Annotated in this window: 14 protein-coding genes; 1 reads left to right on the top strand and 13 read right to left on the bottom strand. The window is 57.9% G+C overall.

Translation table 11 applies throughout. From position 1 onward, the window contains the following. The 13 genes from LZP73_RS17325 to LZP73_RS17265 form a co-directional block, all read right to left on the bottom strand. The gene (locus LZP73_RS17325) at positions 1–438 is read right to left on the bottom strand and encodes an acyl-CoA thioesterase (protein WP_234236207.1); all 438 of its coding nucleotides are present in this window, start codon (positions 436–438) and stop codon (positions 1–3) included. Continuing rightward, on the bottom strand, positions 435–1,991 hold the full coding sequence (locus tag LZP73_RS17320) for an HAL/PAL/TAL family ammonia-lyase (RefSeq protein WP_234236206.1): 1,557 nt from the start codon (positions 1,989–1,991) through the stop codon (positions 435–437). The genes LZP73_RS17325 and LZP73_RS17320 overlap by 4 nt, the downstream gene beginning before the upstream one ends. Further along, entirely contained in the window at positions 1,992–3,761 is a 1,770-nt protein-coding gene (locus LZP73_RS17315; RefSeq protein WP_234236251.1) for a glycosyltransferase family 2 protein, read from the bottom strand. Then, positions 3,761–4,141, bottom strand: coding sequence for an ApeI family dehydratase (locus LZP73_RS17310; RefSeq protein ID WP_234236205.1), 381 nt, complete (start codon positions 4,139–4,141; stop codon positions 3,761–3,763). The genes LZP73_RS17315 and LZP73_RS17310 overlap by 1 nt, the downstream gene beginning before the upstream one ends. Beyond that, positions 4,134–5,498, bottom strand: coding sequence for an AMP-binding protein (locus LZP73_RS17305; RefSeq protein WP_234236204.1), 1,365 nt, complete (start codon positions 5,496–5,498; stop codon positions 4,134–4,136). Before LZP73_RS17305 ends, LZP73_RS17310 begins: the two co-directional genes overlap by 8 nt. Then, positions 5,495–6,043, bottom strand: a complete 549-nt coding sequence (locus LZP73_RS17300; RefSeq protein WP_234236203.1) for a hypothetical protein — start codon at positions 6,041–6,043, stop codon at positions 5,495–5,497. The genes LZP73_RS17305 and LZP73_RS17300 overlap by 4 nt, the downstream gene beginning before the upstream one ends. Continuing rightward, positions 6,043–6,291: an acyl carrier protein gene (locus LZP73_RS17295; RefSeq protein WP_169565039.1), complete on the bottom strand. Its 249-nt coding sequence runs from the start codon at positions 6,289–6,291 to the stop codon at positions 6,043–6,045. The genes LZP73_RS17300 and LZP73_RS17295 overlap by 1 nt, the downstream gene beginning before the upstream one ends. Positions 6,292–6,293: 2 nt before the next feature. Next, complete coding sequence (locus LZP73_RS17290) at positions 6,294–6,554, bottom strand: phosphopantetheine-binding protein (RefSeq protein WP_169565040.1); 261 nt, start codon at positions 6,552–6,554, stop codon at positions 6,294–6,296. After that, complete coding sequence (locus LZP73_RS17285; protein WP_234236202.1) at positions 6,541–7,347, bottom strand: lysophospholipid acyltransferase family protein; 807 nt, start codon at positions 7,345–7,347, stop codon at positions 6,541–6,543. Before LZP73_RS17285 ends, LZP73_RS17290 begins: the two co-directional genes overlap by 14 nt. Continuing rightward, on the bottom strand, positions 7,340–8,077 hold the full coding sequence (locus LZP73_RS17280; RefSeq protein ID WP_234236201.1) for a beta-ketoacyl synthase chain length factor: 738 nt from the start codon (positions 8,075–8,077) through the stop codon (positions 7,340–7,342). The genes LZP73_RS17285 and LZP73_RS17280 overlap by 8 nt, the downstream gene beginning before the upstream one ends. A 281-nt stretch (positions 8,078–8,358) precedes the next feature. Next, complete coding sequence (locus tag LZP73_RS17275; RefSeq protein WP_234236200.1) at positions 8,359–9,222, bottom strand: DUF3014 domain-containing protein; 864 nt, start codon at positions 9,220–9,222, stop codon at positions 8,359–8,361. A gap of 205 nt (positions 9,223–9,427) precedes the next feature. Continuing rightward, the gene (recG, locus tag LZP73_RS17270; RefSeq protein WP_234236199.1) at positions 9,428–11,503 is read right to left on the bottom strand and encodes an ATP-dependent DNA helicase RecG; all 2,076 of its coding nucleotides are present in this window, start codon (positions 11,501–11,503) and stop codon (positions 9,428–9,430) included. A 134-nt stretch (positions 11,504–11,637) separates the two neighbouring features. Beyond that, positions 11,638–13,311, bottom strand: coding sequence for an AMP-binding protein (locus LZP73_RS17265; RefSeq protein ID WP_234236198.1), 1,674 nt, complete (start codon positions 13,309–13,311; stop codon positions 11,638–11,640). A 287-nt stretch (positions 13,312–13,598) separates the two neighbouring features. On the opposite strand from LZP73_RS17265, the gene LZP73_RS17260 reads away from it, so the two are divergent. After that, positions 13,599–16,028 (top strand): cadherin-like domain-containing protein, encoded by a 2,430-nt coding sequence (locus LZP73_RS17260; protein ID WP_234236197.1) that lies wholly within the window; start codon positions 13,599–13,601, stop codon positions 16,026–16,028. Positions 16,029–16,106: the final 78 nt, after the last annotated feature.

Here is a 16,106-nt window from a genome sequence, read left to right as displayed (position 1 = left end):
TTATTGTTTGTCAGAGGAGGCAGCGAGCCAGGGAGCCAGACACAGACGAAACACCTCAGGGGTGACGAAGCATAGCTCCTGGGTTTCCATGTTGACGGCGGCCTGAATTGTGTAGCCCTTGGTCAGGCGCTCGCCGCTGAGGGCATCGAGGATCTGGTAATTGATCCTCAGACGGTTTTCCCATTCCACCAGTGAGGCTATGACCTTGATTTTCTGATCGAAGCTGCTGGCCTTAACATATTTCAGCTGCAGATCCACTATCGGCCAGGCGTAGCCCGAAGACAGCATCTGCCGGTAGTTGTAGCCCAGGGTATCGAGCAGCTGACAGCGGGCTATCTCGAAGTAGCGCAGATAATTGCCATGCCAGGTGATGCCCATGGAGTCGACATCATGGAAGGGGATGACCATCTCCATCTCAGTGGTCAGCAGGGCCGTCATTGGCAGACCTCCCAGGCGCCGGCCTGGATCTTGGCGACTGTGTTACGCAGCACGGCTTCCAGTGGCCTGTCTTCGGTCAACAGGCTGAAGTCGGCCTCGACCTGGGCCAGGGTGGTCGCCAGCGATGGCGTCAAGCTGGTCTCTGCCAGCTCTTGCTGCATTATCCTCAGACGTACTCCCTGGCTCATGGCCAGCAGCGCCGCGGCCGCCACCTGCTCCGTCAGTTGCAACACCCGCATGCAGTCGCGCGCGGCTATGGTGCCCATGCTGACCTTGTCCTGGTTATGGCATTCGGTCGAGCGGGAGAAGACGCTGGCCGGCATTGTATGTTTGAGCGCCTCGGCGGTCCAGGCGGAGACCCCTATCTGCACCGCCTTGAAGCCATGGTTGATGGCGCGGCGGTTGCCGGTTGCCGCCGAGAGGTTGGCGGGCAGGCCATTGTTGAACTTGGGATCCATCACCAGTGCCATCTGACGGTCGATGAGATCGGCCAGGTTGGCGACAGCATTCTTCATCCCGTCCATGGCGAAGGCGATATGGCCGCCATAGAAGTGACCGCCATGGAGTATATGTTCGCCTTCGGCATCGACTATCGGGTTGTCGTTGGCGCTGTTGAGTTCAGTCTCGATAAATTGGCGCATGAAGGGCAGGGCGTCCTGCAATACCCCTATGATGTGCGGCGCGCAGCGGATCGAATATCTGTCCTGCAATCTGTCTGAGTTGCGCGGATGCTCGAAGTGATTCAAGTCTTCCCGTATCCAGGTGGCTATCTGGTTTTGGCCAGGATGGGGTTTGGCGGCGAAGAGTATCTCATCGAAGTGATGGGAGTTGCCCTTGAGCGTCAGAGAGGCCATGGCGGTGAGGCGGCTGCAGAGGCGTGCCAGATACTGGGCCTTGTCATAGGCCAGGCAGGCCAGTGCCGTCATCACGGCAGTGCCGTTCATCAGTGCCAGGCCTTCCTTGGGTCTGAGCCTGAGGGGGGCGATATTCAGTTCGGCATAGACTTCTTGGGTTGGCCGGCGCCGGCCGTCATATATGACCTCGCGCTCACCCACGAGTACCGCCGCCAGGTAAGACAAAGGCGTCAGATCGCCGCTGGCACCGACAGAACCTTCTTCGGGGATCACTGGCACCAGGTTGAGGTTGAGCAAGGTTTCAATCCGCTGCAACAGCTCATAGCTGACGCCCGACTTGCCTATGGCGAGTGAGTTGAGGCGGCAGGCCATCACGGCCCTGGCTTGCATAGGACTGAGGGTGTCGCCAAGGCCGCAGCCATGGAAGCGCGACAGATGCAGGGGCAGCTCGTGGACCAGATCCAGACCTACGGCCACAGTGCAGGAATCGCCGTAGCCTGTGGTGACCCCATAGACCACGCCTTCCTCGTGCAGCAGGCTGTCGATGAAGCGCGCGCCCTTCTGTATGCTTTCTATGTAATCACTGTCGGCGCATAGCTCGACCTTGGCGCCTTTGGCGACGGCAACCACTTGTTCCAGGCTGAGCAATTGGCGGCCAAATACTACTGTCTGTGCTGTTGTTTGAGTCGTTTGGCTCATTTATGTGTTAGTCCTGTCTTGAGCTTGAGTCGTTGCGCCTGAGTCTGAGTCAGACTGGCGCCAAAAATCAAAAAAGTTAAACCATTGCAATGGGTTGCGTCTGGCGTGATATTCGAGTCGCTGGCTGTAGCGCTCGACCGCGGCCTGCAGGCGCGCCATGCGGCCTTCCCGCGGGCCCTTGAGCGTCTGGGCGAAGGGTTCCAGATAGACACGGTAACAGTCGGCTTCGCGCACGCAGAACATCTGAAAGACGGGGCAGTCGAGCAAGCCGGCCAGGACGAAGGGGCCCTGGGGAAACGCGGCTATGCGGCCCATGAAAGGCGCCAACAGCACACGTCCGCGCTGGCTGGCCGGGGTGCGGTCGGCGGCGATGACGACCAGTTCACCCGCATCTATCTTCTGTTGCAGCAAGATGGCGGTGGCGGGATTGAGCTCGGTCACCTGGATCAGATTCAAGTCGCTGTCGGGGTTGAGCTGTTTCAGCACCCGATTGAAATTTTCGGCATGTTGGGTCAGCACCATGACGTTGACCTTGACCCTCTGCTGGTGGATGGAGATGGCGCGGCAGAGCTCTAGGTTACCCAGGTGCGAGGCCAGCAGCACGGCACCGCGGCCGGAGGCTATCTGTTCCGCCAGCAATTGGCGATTGGGAAAATCCACCTGTTGGATAGTGATGCGATTACACCAGGCATCGATGCGGTCGAGGGCGGCGTTACCGAAACTGAGGAAATGCCGCAGGCTGTCGCGCCAACCGGGAACCCGGCTCAGCACAGGGTCGAGTTCGGCATTATCCGGCTCGAGCGCCCTGACCCGGCGGAGAAAATCGGCGGATGCGGCCCTGGCGTCTGTGCCCGTGAGAAAGAAATAACAGATCACCGGATACATGATGGCGCGGCATAGCCAGTGGCCGCCGAATTTATAACTGGCCGCCAGCAGGCGGATGCCGAGGTAACTGCCGCGCTCGGCCATCCGTGACCAATGTCGCTCGTCGCTGGCGCCATCTGCAGCCTGGGGCGCCGGCTGGTGGTTCACGGCTTTGCTGCCGAGACGCTTGCCCAGTAGCTTGGGCAGGCGTCTGAGCATGCCGAAAAACAGCTTGGTATGCAGCTTGCTGATACGGACATTGTCCCTGAAGCCCTGGAAGTGGCTGATGCCGTCATCCGGGTAGATCACCCTGGTGGGCAGGTGCACTATGGGCACTCCTTGCCAGTAGAGCTTCACCAGCACTTCTATGTCGAAGTCCATCCGCTCCCCCAAAGCGGTTTGCCGGAACAGGGCCTCGGTCGCCGCCAGTGGATAGATGCGAAAACCACACATGGCATCTCGAATATCCAGGCTCAGGGTCTCGACCCAGACCCAGAAGTGGGTCAGGTAGCGGCCATAGAGGCGGCCCTTGGGGATAGAGTCATCGTATTGTGGCAGGCCGGAAATCACCGCCTCGGGTCGGCTTTCTGCCTTGGCTATCATGGCCGGGATGTCGTTCAGATCGTGTTGGCCGTCGGCGTCCACCTGCAGCGCATGACTGAAGCCATCCCGGTAGGCGGCCCTCAGGCCCGTCATCACGGCCGCGCCCTTGCCCCTGTTATAGGGGTGTTGCAGCAGCGTCACCCAGGGATACTGCTTGGCCAGGCTTTGCAGCAGGTAGCGGGTCTCATCCCGGCTGCCATCGTCCACCAGATAACAGCTGAGCTCATATTGCGCCAGGGTCGCCAGGGTGTCGGCTATGGCGGCACTGTGATTATAGTTGGGGATCACCAACGCCAGTCGCATCATGCCTCCGTCGAGCCCAGGGCGATCCTGCCGGAAGCGTAGCGCTGCTCGCCCTGGCTATAGCCGAAGGTGAGTTTGCGTTTGGCCTGGTCATGGCTCAGCGTCAGCTTGACCTGGGTATCAGGCAGCAGCAATTGCTGAAACTTGAGCACCTCCAGGGTGGCAACATCGAGCGGGTAACCGAAGTGGCGGCAGCCGAAGCGTATGGCCCAGTCGAGCTGGGTCACCCCAGGCAGCACGGCTTGCTCTGGGAAGTGGCCCTCGAAATAGCCTAAGCTGGCGTCGATGAACAGCTGCAACTCCAGGGTCGTGGCTGTCGCTTCTTGGCTTAAAACGGGTGGCAACTGCGAGCGTTGACCCTGGGGAGCATGGTTAGTCATGGGAAAATAATCCAATAATGTCGGCCTGCAGGCGCTTGCCCTGGGGGCTTTGGGGCAGCTCATTCGGATAGCGCCAGCGTCTGGGCAGGGTGACACGCTCAAACTGAGTCAAGAGGTGGGCCTTGAGGCTATTGTTGATGTTGAGCTTGCCGGCGGCTGCCAGCAGGGCCAGGCCTTCGTCCGATAGGGTGACGGCGGCGCCCAGCTGCTGCTTGGGTTGAGTCAGGAGCACCAGAGCGGCATCTTTGACCAAGGGATGTTGGCGCAGCAGGGCCTCCATCTGTGCCAGAGACACCCGCTTCTCTTCTATCTTGACTATCCGATCCAAACGACCGAGCAAACGGAAATGATGCTCGCCGATCATTTCTATCTGATCGTCACACCTGTACCAGTCGGTATCTGCCAGGTAGGGCGACTGCAGCAACAGGGCACCGTCCTCCTGGGCCTGGCGGATCTTGACCTTGTCGAAGGTCTGCCAGGTGTCGGCCGCGCTGTTCTGCCGTCGATAGCCTATGCCACCGGTTTCCGTGCTGCCGAAAATTTCTATCGGGGGCTGGCCGTAACAGCCGGCTATGCCCTGCGCCGCTTCCAGGCTCAGAGGCCCGCCCGAGCTGAAGATCAGGCTGGGGGCACGTGCCTGCCGCTCATGTTCCAGGGCGCTCGGCAGACGCGACAACTGTGCCGGACTGCTGATGAGGCAGAGGTTGGGCAGCAGGCTGGTGTAATAGCTTAAGGTCTCAGGGTATTCGACCAGATCGCTCAGGAAAGGGCGACTGGCGGCCAAGGGCCACAGAATCTTAAACAAGAGACCATAGATATGCTGGTGCGAGACTGTGGCAATCACGCTGCAATGGGGCAAATGCCCGGCGAAGGTGTGCTCCAGTTGCGAGACTTCCTCATCCAATTGCCTCAGGCTCTTGTGTATCGCCTTGGGGCTGCCGCTGCTGCCTGAGGTAAACAGGACCAGCTCGCCCAGGTCTTGACTCTGGGGCCAGTGGCTGTCCGGCAGGCTGAGCTCACGTTTCAGTTCCAGGGCCGGCTTGTCTTCACACAGTCTGGCATCGGCAAGTACGGCATCGAACTTGTCCGCCAGTTGGGCCAGGGTGCCAGGCTGGGTATTGGTCGGCAGTATGACTTGTTTGCCGGCGAGGAGCGCGGCACACAGGCCGACGGCGAATTGGTCGCTGCTGTCGCAGGCGAGCAGCCAGCGCGTGATCTTGGATTCGCGCAGCAGCCGACAATAGTGGGCTACCTGATTGGTAAACAAGGCGCCCGTGACTATGTCGTGATGATTAAAGCTGATCAATTGCTGGCTCGAAGGCCCCAGGGTTAACCAGTTTTTCAGTAGCTGTGTCATGATTTTTTCAACCAAATGCTGCGATATAGCCATTCCCCGCCCAGGAGCAGGCCCATTAACAGGTAGGAGATCAGTCCGTTATATAAGGTCCAGGTGGCTAAGCTGCTAAAAGCCGCGGTATAGGCCGCCATGATGCCGTTGACAACGAATAGGCCACACCAGAGACGGGTGACCCGTTGCAGGTAAGGGATGGCCTCGGCCGGCAATGTTGGCTCCTTCAATCTGGCGAACCTTTCTATCATGCTCGGGCCTTGCCTGAGCGAATAGCCGAACAGGGCCAGCATGCTCAGGTTGATCACCACAGGGTAATACAAGAGCAAATCATGACGCCGGGCGAAGTAGCTGCCCGCCGTCAGGCCTATGCCCAGCAACAGGGGCAACAACATGAGTTTAATCTGTTGCCGCTGCACCACCAAGCGTAGAACCAAGAGAGCGCATAGCACCAGGGCTATGCTGCCGACGGGCAAATAGGTGAGACCAAAATAGACCGCCAGCGGGTAGGCCAGCAGCATTAAGGTCGTCAGCAGGTGCAACAGGGGGCGCATCAGGCTTGAACTAGGCCTTCGATGGCATTGACCACGTCATCGACGGTGCGCACTGCCTTAAATTCGTCGGGTTGGATCTTCTTGCCCGTCATCTGTTGCAGTTTGATCACCAGATCGACGGCATCTATGCTGTCCAGATCCAGTTCCTGGTAGAGCGATGCCTCGGGCGTTATCGCCGCCGCATCTATCTCAAATTCATTGACCAGGATTTCGGTTAACATTGCTAAAATTTGTTCACGACTCTGCATACTTAGGCCCCGACACGCTGAGATTCGATAAAGTTTGCCAGGCTGGCAACGCTATGAAAGTGGGCCTTGGTGGCCTCTGAGTTGGCTTCGATCTTGACATCGAATTGCTTCTTGATGGCCAATCCCAGTTCCAGTGCGTCTATGGAGTCCAGCCCCAGGCCGTCACCAAACAGGGGCGCCTCAGAGTCTATGTCGGCTATGCTGACATCTTCGAGATCCAGACTGTCTATGATGAGTTGTTTTATTTTATCAGTTAAGTTCATAAGTATTATCGAGTTGTTGTCTATAAAAGTGTTCTAGGTCCCGGGTCAATTGACGGGCAATCTTGGCATCACCAAGCCGGGCATCATACCCGAAATGAGGAATTGTTGCGCCAATTTCTACGCGCATCTCAATGGTTTGCCTTGGGATCTCATACCAAGGTTCCTGTTTGGTCAGCCCAGGATATCTGGTGTGCAAGACGACGGTCAGTATGTCTGCCCGGGTTCTGAGGGCGATATTGGCGGCACCGCGGGCAAAGTCGTTGACCCTGTGGCCTATCAGGGTGCGGGTGCCTTCGGGGAAAATGATGAGATTCGTGTCCCTGTCCAGCACCTGGCGGCAATCTTTGAGCATCAACTCGGCGCCGCGGTTGGGAATATAGCCGGCACAGGAGACCACGCCGCGCATGAAAGGATTGCGCCATAGGCCTTGCTTGACTATACAGCCGGCATTGGGCATCAGGCTGATCAGCACCACCACGTCTATGAGGGTGGGATGATTGGCTATGACTATCATGCCTTTGGCATTTGCCAACTTGTGAATGTCGTTTGTGCTGAGGCGGATCACGCCGGCCCAGGTCAGCATGTATACGAACACTTTGAACATCAGGTGCACTGCGTGTTGCACCCTCTGGATGCGGCGCTCGGGCGTGCCGGGCCAGAACCTGAGCACAGGCAGTATGGTCAGCGAGCTGAGCAGGCCGCCCAGGCCGAAGGCGACATAGCAGGCGATGCCGCCGCACCAGCGGGGCAAGTAGGCCAGGCCTGTGAGTCTGGGATTAGCCGGATTAGTCATAGCTGAGCTGCCAATGGTGGTTGGCGAGCAGGCCATCCAGGGGACGGCCATGGGCCAGGGCGTGAATGAAGGCGCCATAACTCAGGTATTGGGCATCGGTTGCGGCGGTTTTGGAACTTAGTTTCAATTTGGCGATTCCCCGAACGTCGGCGGGCGCCAGCTGCAGTCCCAGGGCGAGTGGCAGCTCTGTCTCGGCGGTAAATTCATCGTATACCGGCGGCACGGGATCGTCGCCGAAGACCAGCAGCAGGGGCGTTGCGTTTTCATGCAGCTGGCCGTAGGCCTCGATCATGGCCTGGGATAGGGTTTGGTCACCGGCGGCGACCGAGGTGGATGCCGCCGTGTTACCCGTGATTATGCTCAATATGCCGCTGGCGGTGTTATGTACCGATTGACTGAAGGCAGTGGGGGACAGCGGCTGTTTGGCGATGATGTCTTCGAGTATGCCTATGGTGCGGTGCAGTTCACCATGACGGGAAGCAAAAATGGTGCGGCATTGCGCTTCTGGCTCGGCCTGGAAGGCCACCTCCAACATCATCTTGGTGAGTCGGCTGAAGCGCCGGCGCTGCATGGCCGGCACCTGGGGTAGCTTGGGAGCACAAGAAAGGGGGGCACAGGCAAGCTCCGCCTCAGACGGCGCCCGGGATTTTTTCCAGCCCAGCCAGTCGCTCTGGCATTGATATTCGGGTGACCAGGCTCCCCATGAAAGAATGCTGAATTCTATTTGCACCTTATTGCCTCTGACGCAGATTTAGCTGCCTTGGTTATCCCTAACTACGAAGAAATATGAGCCATGCTGAAAGTGGCTGAGCGCCATGGTTGGCGTCGGCCATAAAGGACCATTACCGAGTGGCATTGCTCATAGGAGGGGTATTCTACACCAGAAAACCGCGGGGGCAGAAGGGCTATGCGCGCTTCTTGTTAGTAATTTGTAGCAATAGATTAAAAAGTTGGAGGCGGGCCGCTGGCCCGCCTCCTTCACTGCAGATAATGACAGCAGGTCATTGTCTGCTACTCAAGTGCAGCCTGCAACTTCCTGACGGCGGCCTTGATCTTGCGGGTATTTTCAGGACCCATGCGGATCAGCAATTTCTGCGCGCTGGGCAGGGCTTCCAGCTTGGGATCGACGAACTTATAGTTGACGCTGATGCTGGTCAGTTCGATAGGATCTTCTATTACTGGGGCGGCCAGCACTGTCTTGAAGGCCTGTTGCATCCGTTCCTCGAAGCTCAGCTCACCATAGCCCAGCTCATCGAAGGCGGTCTCGAACAGGGGGGACAGCTCACGATAGGTCTGCAGCAACTGCTGCTCATCCAGGCCGGCGACGAAGTCGGCATACATATCGTATCTGTGATAGCTGTCCGGGTTCAGATAGGTCTTGTTGGTGATGTCTGTGACGCTAAAGGCTTGTTGCGGTCCTTTCATGGGACTGGCCTTGCGCGCCAATTCCCCTTGCGCCAGGTTGTCGACAAATACCACCCACTGGCGGGCGAGGTTTTGTTTGATCAGCAAGGGTGCTATCGCCATGCCGTCCGCCAGGGTGATGATTTTCTGCTGGACAAAATCATCGCTTTCGGCCAGTGGCGGCAAAGGTTCGGGAGCCTGAACTTGCGGCTCCGGCGGCATTTCGGCTTGGGTCGTGACTATTTCCGGCTCAGGCACGGGCGCCTCGGTCGGCAATGGCTCTTCCGGTGTGGTCGCCGGCAGAGGAATCGGCTCCAGCTCTGTGGGCTGGGGCTCGTTACTGTCGGTGCTTATGTAGTAATAGGCGCCGCCCAGCAACAGGGCCAACAGGGCAACAGCCAGGATGGCGATGCCGTTGGCACCCGCCTTCTTCTGCTGAGGCGTAATTCTATCATCTTGATTCACTTGCATCTTACTTCCTTTGCTTGGGTGCTGATGATCTTGGAGCTATCGACTCCTCGGCCAGCATAGACGTAAAACATCCTGCTGAGGTTACACATCCGGTTGTGTTGTTATATCCATTCTGCAAAAAATGCTTGGCTTGTCCATAGCGGGGAGCTGAACACTGACACTTTATTTTTAGTCGGCGCCCGAACCATGGTTAATTATAGTCTAATCAGGCCTGTACGTATTGCTGGCGATTGCCCAGCCAGCGCTGGATGATGGCGTCGACATTGTCAGGCACCTGTTGCATCACATGCCCGGCCAGCCGCTGGACCTGGGGTATGAGTGCCTGATCCCGCACCAGATCGGCAATCTTGAGATCGGCAATCCCAGTCTGCTTGGTGCCCAGCACTTCACCCGGGCCGCGGATCTCGAGATCTTTCTGGGCGATGACGAAGCCGTCGTTGCTCTGGCGCAGCACCCCAAGGCGTTGGGTGGCCGTGTGTGACAGCGGCGCCTTATAGAGCAAGACGCAATGGCTGGCGATGGCGCCGCGACCGACCCGGCCGCGCAGTTGATGCAGTTGGGCCAGGCCGAGCCGCTCAGGGTTTTCGATGATCATCAGGCTGGCATTGGGCACATCTACCCCGACCTCTATGACTGTGGTGGCGACCAGCAGATGCAGCTCGCCGGCCTTGAACTGAGCCATGATGCGCTGTTTATCCGCCGACTTCATCCGCCCATGTACCAGGCCTATCTTGAGTTCGGGCAGCGCCAGCGCCAGCTCGGCGGCGGTATCTTCGGCGGCCTGGCATTCGAGCACTTCGGATTCCTCTATCAGGGTGCAGACCCAGTAGGCCTGGCGTTTATCCGTCATCGCCGCCTGGCGCACCCTGTCGATCACTTGCTGGCGGCGCAGATCCGACATGGCGACTGTGGTCACCGGAGTGCGTCCCGGTGGCAGCTCATCTATCACAGAAGTGTCCAGATCCGCATAGGCTGTCATCGCCAGGGTCCTGGGAATGGGGGTCGCCGTCATGATCAGCTGGTGTGGATGAAAGCCCTGATTGATGCCTTTTTCCCTCAGCCCCAACCGCTGGTGCACCCCGAATCTGTGTTGCTCGTCTATGATGATCAGCGCCAACTCATGGAACACGACCTGCTGCTGGAAGATGGCGTGGGTGCCTATCACCATCTGGGCCGCGCCGGATTGAATATCAGCCAGGGACTGCGCCCTTGCCTTGCCCTTGAGCTTGCCGGCCAGCCAGCCGACCTTGAGCCCGAGCGGTTCGAACCAGGCGGCGAAGTTGGCCGCATGCTGCTCGGCCAACAATTCGGTCGGTGCCATCATGGCCACCTGGTAGCCATTCTCTATGGCCTGCAGGGCGGCGAGCGCCGCCACCAATGTCTTGCCCGAGCCGACGTCACCCTGTACCAGGCGCATCATGGGTACGGCCCGCTCCAGATCCCTGCTTATCTCGGCGACGACTCTCTGCTGTGCCCCCGTGGGTTTGAACGCCAGACTCTTGAGGAAAGGATTCAGCAGTTGCCCCGAGGCCGCCATGGTGACTGCGCTGTCGCGATCGCTGCGTTGCCGCAGGCGCAGCATGCTCAGGTTATGTGCCAGCAGCTCTTCCTGTACCAGGCGTTGCTGGGCCGGGTGCTGTCCGGCTTCCAGCTCGAACAGGGCGACATCCACGGGCGGCCTATGCAGCAGCTGCAAGGCCTGCACCAGGCTCAGGCTGTTGGGTTGCAGTTGAGCGGGCAAGAGTTCGCTCAGGCCGCCTTCCTGCAACATGGCCAGCGCCTGCTCTGTGAGCTTGAGCCAGCTGGCCTGTTTCAGTCCCTCTGTGGTGGGGTAGACGGGCGTGAGGGTCTCGCTGAGGTTGGCTTCGTCGCCGGCTTGGAGCAGCTTGTATTCGGGATGTATGATTTCGAGCTGGTGCATGCCGCGGCGAATTTCGCCATAGGCGCGGATCCGGCTGCCATTTTGCAAGGCATTGCGCTGGGCGACGGAAAAGTTGAAGAATCTCAGGGTCAGGCTGCCGCTGGCGTCCCGTACCTTGCAGGTGAGCATGCGTCTGCGGCCCTGGACTATCTGGCTCGATTGGATCTCGGCTTCTAGGGTGCCATAGCTGCCGGGGAATAGCTCGGCGATAGGGTAGATTCGGGTGCGATCTTCGTAGCGCAGTGGCAGATGAAACAGCAGATCCTGCACCGTCGCTATCCCGAGTTTAGCCAGCTTCTGTGCGACCTTGTTGGCGACGCCCTTGAGGTCGGTTATCGGAACCAGATCCAGTCTCTGCACGCCATTCGCACCAAATCACTGTGAATTTATACATATATTAACAGAGAATTCGTTTAAGGCAATCCTGGCGCTGGGCGGGCCAATAAGCACGCAGGTGCAGATGACACTTGCGTGCTTATGAGCCGCCATCCGGGCTAAGCCGTCTGCGATGGACTAATTTCATCTTCCCAGACGACCTTGCCGCCGCGAATGCCCTCGACCCTGGCGCTGAATCTCTGCTCCAGCACGTGGCGCTTGATCTTGAGTGTCGGCGTCAACACATCGTTTTCTATGCTCCAGGGCTCGCCGACCACTATGATGGCGTCGACGGTTTCATGGGACTCGAGATGTGGATTGATGGAGTCCAGCGTCGCCTTGAGCGAGGCACGCACCTCTTCCCGCGGCTGCAGTGTTGCGCCTTCCGACAGTTGTACCAGGGCCACAGGGTGAGGCAGACCCGAGCCTATGACGCAGATGAGCTCCACATGGGCGTCTTGCGCCAGTTTGCGCTCTATGGGCACAGGCGCCACATACTTGCCCTTGGCCGTCTTGAAGTTGTCTTTGACCCGGCCCGTGATGCTGACACAGCCATCCGCATCTATCTCGCATAGATCGCCTGTGTGGAAGAAACCATCGGCATCGAAGGCCGCTGCCGTGGCCTCGGGTTGCAGGTAATAAGCGCTCATCAGTCCGGGACTCTTGACCAGCAGCTCACCGTCTGCGCCTCTGCGAACCTGGCTGCCCTCTATGGGGCGGCCGACCGTGCCTATCTTGGCCGCGTCGAAGGGATAGTTGATGATGGAGTAGGCGGAGTTTTCCGTCATGCCCCAGGCCTCACAGATATCCAGTCCTACGCTGTGATACCAGTGGATCAGTGATGGCGGGATAGGCGCCGAACCCGAGCCAAGCAGGCGCGCGTCCTGCAGTCCCAGGCCCTTGTGGATCTTGCGTTTTATCAGGCTCTTGATGACAGGCAGCTTGAGCAGGAAGTTGAGCTTGTCCATGCCTATCTTGTCTATTATGTTCTGTTGGAATAGGCTCCACAGCCGCGGCACTGAGAAGAATACCGTCGGATGGGCGCGCTTGATGTCGGTGACGAAGGAGTCCAGACTCTCGACAAAATACACTTGGCTGGCGGAATAGAAGGAAGAACCTTCGATGGCGACCCGCTCTGTGATGTGTGCCAGCGGCAGGTAAGACAAGAGCCTGTCGGCCGTATTGGTCTGCAGATCCCGCACCACAGCCTGGCAGGTCCAGCCATAGCTGCCGAAGGTCTGGATCGCGCCCTTGGGTTTGCCGGTCGAGCCTGAGGTATAGATGAGGGTCATAGTCTGCTCGGCGGTCGGCAGTGGCGCTTCTATGAGCGGCTCACCCAGGTTCAGCAACTGCTGCCATTGATACTGTGCCGGCATGGTATCGTAGGGCAATGCCAGCCTGAGAATATCCCCGCCGATGGCGGCTTCCTGCTCGGCCCAGTGATCCAGCTTGCCGACCAGTATCGCCTTGGCGCCGCTGTGTTCCAGCACATAACTTATGGTCTCGGCATTGGCCGTGGGGTAGATGGGCACGCTGATATAGCCGCCGTGCATCAAGGCCAGATCGCAGATAAACCATTCGGCGCAGTTCTTGGATAACAGGGCGACCTTGTCACCGGGCACCAGGCCCAGGTGCCTCAGGGCCCCGGCGAGTTGCTGCACCTGGGCCTGCACCTGGCGCCAGCTGAAATCCTTGCATTGGCCGTCTATGGGTTGGCGCAGATAAACCTCATCGCCTCGGGTCTCTACCCAGTGTGCCAGCATTTCTATCGGAGATTTGATCTGAGTATCCATAGGCAATTCCCTGTCTTTATTGTTATTTTTCAACTTCAACCAGTATGGCGATAATTACCGTGCGGCGCAATTGCTTTGCTCGGCAGGTTCATGCGTGAACAGGGGCTCCAACTGACCGAGGCCGTACCTTGAGGCCAAATGACTGTTTAAGGAGATGCCATTCTGTTAATGCTTGGTTGGAAATGTAAAAAGGTTTCGATATTCTAGGGCCGGTTTTGTACGGGTCCTACCAGATGCAGGCCCAGGAGTACAACGCCTTTCTGAATCGATTCCAAGGATGATATTACATGATTTCCAAACAAAGCATTATCAGTAAAACACTGTTGGCGACGCTGATTTCGACTGCGCTGGCCGGTTGTGGCGGCGGCGAAGACAAAGCCGTCGAGAACAAGGTGCCGACAGTGTCCGTCAGTGACATAAGTGCTGTTGAGATGACCTCTGCGAGTCTGACCGCAACAGCCAGTGATGCAGACGGCAGTATCGCCAGCTATGCCTGGACGCAGAAGTCCGGCATTGCGGTGGCCCTGACGGGGGCCGACAGTGCGACCGCCTCCTTCACAGCCCCTGCGGTGGCTGCCGATACTGCATTGGTCTTCAGTGTCACAGTCACTGATAACCAGGGCGCCAGTGTTTCCAAAGATGTCACTGTGACAGTGACAGCCAACATGGTCAGCTTCAGCCTGCAAGGCAAAGTCACAGATGCGCCCATAGCCAATGCCAGAGTTGTAGTGTCTGTTGGCGGACAGGACTTCAGCGCCGTTGCCGATGTAAATGGTGACTACAGCGCCGAGGTGAGTGTGGACGATTCCTTCGCCACCAGCCTGGTCAAGATCACCGCCATGGGGCCTGCAGAAGACAGCCAGGTGAAGCTGGTCTCTTTGCTGGGCAGTGTCAATGCCGTGGTGGAGCAAGCAGGTGCAGACGGTGTCGCCACCAAGGATGAGTTGTTTGGGGTCAATGTAACCAATGTGACCACGGCCGTAGATGCCCTGATGCAAGCCGCCAACCAAGGCGAGGAAATCGCGACCCAGGAAGCATTCGACAGTGCGGTCCAGGCTTATGACACATCTCTGTTATTGCCATTGGCGACCGCCATCAAGCTGGTGATAGATTATGCCGGGGCAAATCCAGATCTGGCACTGCCTGAAGGGGTTGCCGACACCCAGGCGCTGGTGGCACAGTTGGAAACAGTGCAGACCTATCTGCAGCAGGCGCAGCAGACTGCGGCAGAAACCTATAGTGAGGCCCAGGCCGCCATAGTCGCAGATGAAGAAGTGATTGCCAGTGGCACAGGCAGCGCCGAGCTTCCGATCGCCGACACTTATTATTTCACGAGTACCGAAGGCATGCAGTCCGGTGACAGGTTAGTTCTGACTGCCGATGGTAAGGGGACCTTGTACAGCTGGGACACCTCTATATCTCTGACCTGGAGTACCAATGACGCCGGCATTCTGCTGAGCTATGCGGGTGAAGGTTTGGTGAGTGTTGAGGGTAAATTTATCGATGGGAAATACTTTGACGTCGAGCGTCACCGCACTCAGACACAGATAAAATGGCTGGCCCGTGGCGAGAAGGCCGATCAGCTGCTGTTGCAGCACACCAGTTACATCCATTATCCCAATGCCGAATATCCTGACTCTGAGCCTGGGCTTTCCGATGCCTTTGCCTTCCAAGTGGTCAAGAATGCCGGGGTGATCGCGGCCAACTCGGTACTGGCAACCGGTGTACCCTATTCCATTCCGACGCCACAAGTGGTTCAGGGCATGGAAAACAAACATGAGCGGGCCGATCATTTCTATCGCAGCGCCTTCAGCCTTACCCTCAAGGAAGATGATACTGCCACCCTGGGCGTACCTGTGATGCAGGGCGATGGCAGTCTGACGCAATTCGACGTGGAGGCGACCTACAGCTACAGCGATGCGGGTCATTTGTTGCTGAGTGCCAGGGGAGAGCAAGGGGCACTGTCGTTGGATTATGCCTTCCTTGGGCAGGGTGCTCCCTTAAAGGTCAATGTGTTGGTCGATGATGGTACGACGCCCCATATAGTCGCCGCCGGTGGGCAGTTTTTGGCTAAAGAGGTCGACAAGTGGACGCCGCAGACCGTGGTTGGCATTTACAACTTAGGCGGGGATTTCTTTACCCCGGAGCAGTATTTCTGGGTTGAAGTCAACGCCGATGGTACGGCACTGACGGTCGATATTTATGATTATGATAAAGATGGCGAGATAGGCGAAAATGAGATCAGACTTGAGCCCGGGCTGTGGCAGATAAACGACAGTGGCAACTTGAGTATTCGCCGTTATCGTAACAATCGTACCGTCACCAACTCCATTGGCTATTGCACACCGCAGAGTTATGATCCTGCATTGACCGACGCCTGTGTGCTCTACCATGAGCGCGAGTGGAACCTGCACCAGGTCGTGGGTGATGAATATCATATGCAACACGTGCATCGTTACTATCTGGACATGTATGCTGAAGATCTCGGTGATGCCTACCAGCTGGGCCAACATGTGCTGGACCGTGGTTTATTCGATAACAGAATCTGGCATAAACTAGATGCCCGCCCCTATCCGTTGCCAGCCAGTCTCTCGGTCACCGGCGAGGCCAAGCCGCAGCCTGTCTCCGGGCCGACCTCGGTGTTTACCTTGAAAGAGTTGGATCTCAGACAGAAAAGCGCCGAAGTTGCGCGGGAAGCACGTTTAGCTCGACACTGATAGGCTTACAGACTCAAGCCGTTTTGAGGCTATAGCCTGACTTGCGATTAAGCCCCTGGACTGCTCTTCGGAGTGGGA

The organism is Shewanella sp. AS16, from assembly GCF_021412365.1.
GTDB lineage: Bacteria > Pseudomonadota > Gammaproteobacteria > Enterobacterales > Shewanellaceae > Shewanella > Shewanella salipaludis.
The sequence above is the reverse complement of the archived record's forward strand: the minus strand, read 5'-3'. Positions and strand labels throughout refer to the sequence as shown.

Bases quoted from the DNA above. Each gene is read 5' to 3' on its own strand.
- LZP73_RS17325 (WP_234236207.1), bottom strand. From the start codon at position 438: ATGACGGCCCTGCTGACCACTGAGATGGAGATGGTCATCCCCTTCCAT.
- LZP73_RS17320 (WP_234236206.1), bottom strand. From the start codon at position 1,991: ATGAGCCAAACGACTCAAACAACAGCACAGACAGTAGTATTTGGCCGC.
- LZP73_RS17315 (WP_234236251.1), bottom strand. From the start codon at position 3,761: ATGCGACTGGCGTTGGTGATCCCCAACTATAATCACAGTGCCGCCATA.
- LZP73_RS17310 (WP_234236205.1), bottom strand. From the start codon at position 4,141: ATGACTAACCATGCTCCCCAGGGTCAACGCTCGCAGTTGCCACCCGTT.
- LZP73_RS17305 (WP_234236204.1), bottom strand. From the start codon at position 5,498: ATGACACAGCTACTGAAAAACTGGTTAACCCTGGGGCCTTCGAGCCAG.
- LZP73_RS17300 (WP_234236203.1), bottom strand. From the start codon at position 6,043: ATGCGCCCCCTGTTGCACCTGCTGACGACCTTAATGCTGCTGGCCTAC.
- LZP73_RS17295 (WP_169565039.1), bottom strand. From the start codon at position 6,291: ATGCAGAGTCGTGAACAAATTTTAGCAATGTTAACCGAAATCCTGGTC.
- LZP73_RS17290 (WP_169565040.1), bottom strand. From the start codon at position 6,554: ATGAACTTAACTGATAAAATAAAACAACTCATCATAGACAGTCTGGAT.
- LZP73_RS17285 (WP_234236202.1), bottom strand. From the start codon at position 7,347: ATGACTAATCCGGCTAATCCCAGACTCACAGGCCTGGCCTACTTGCCC.
- LZP73_RS17275 (WP_234236200.1), bottom strand. From the start codon at position 9,222: ATGCAAGTGAATCAAGATGATAGAATTACGCCTCAGCAGAAGAAGGCG.
- LZP73_RS17265 (WP_234236198.1), bottom strand. From the start codon at position 13,311: ATGGATACTCAGATCAAATCTCCGATAGAAATGCTGGCACACTGGGTA.
- LZP73_RS17260 (WP_234236197.1), top strand. From the start codon at position 13,599: ATGATTTCCAAACAAAGCATTATCAGTAAAACACTGTTGGCGACGCTG.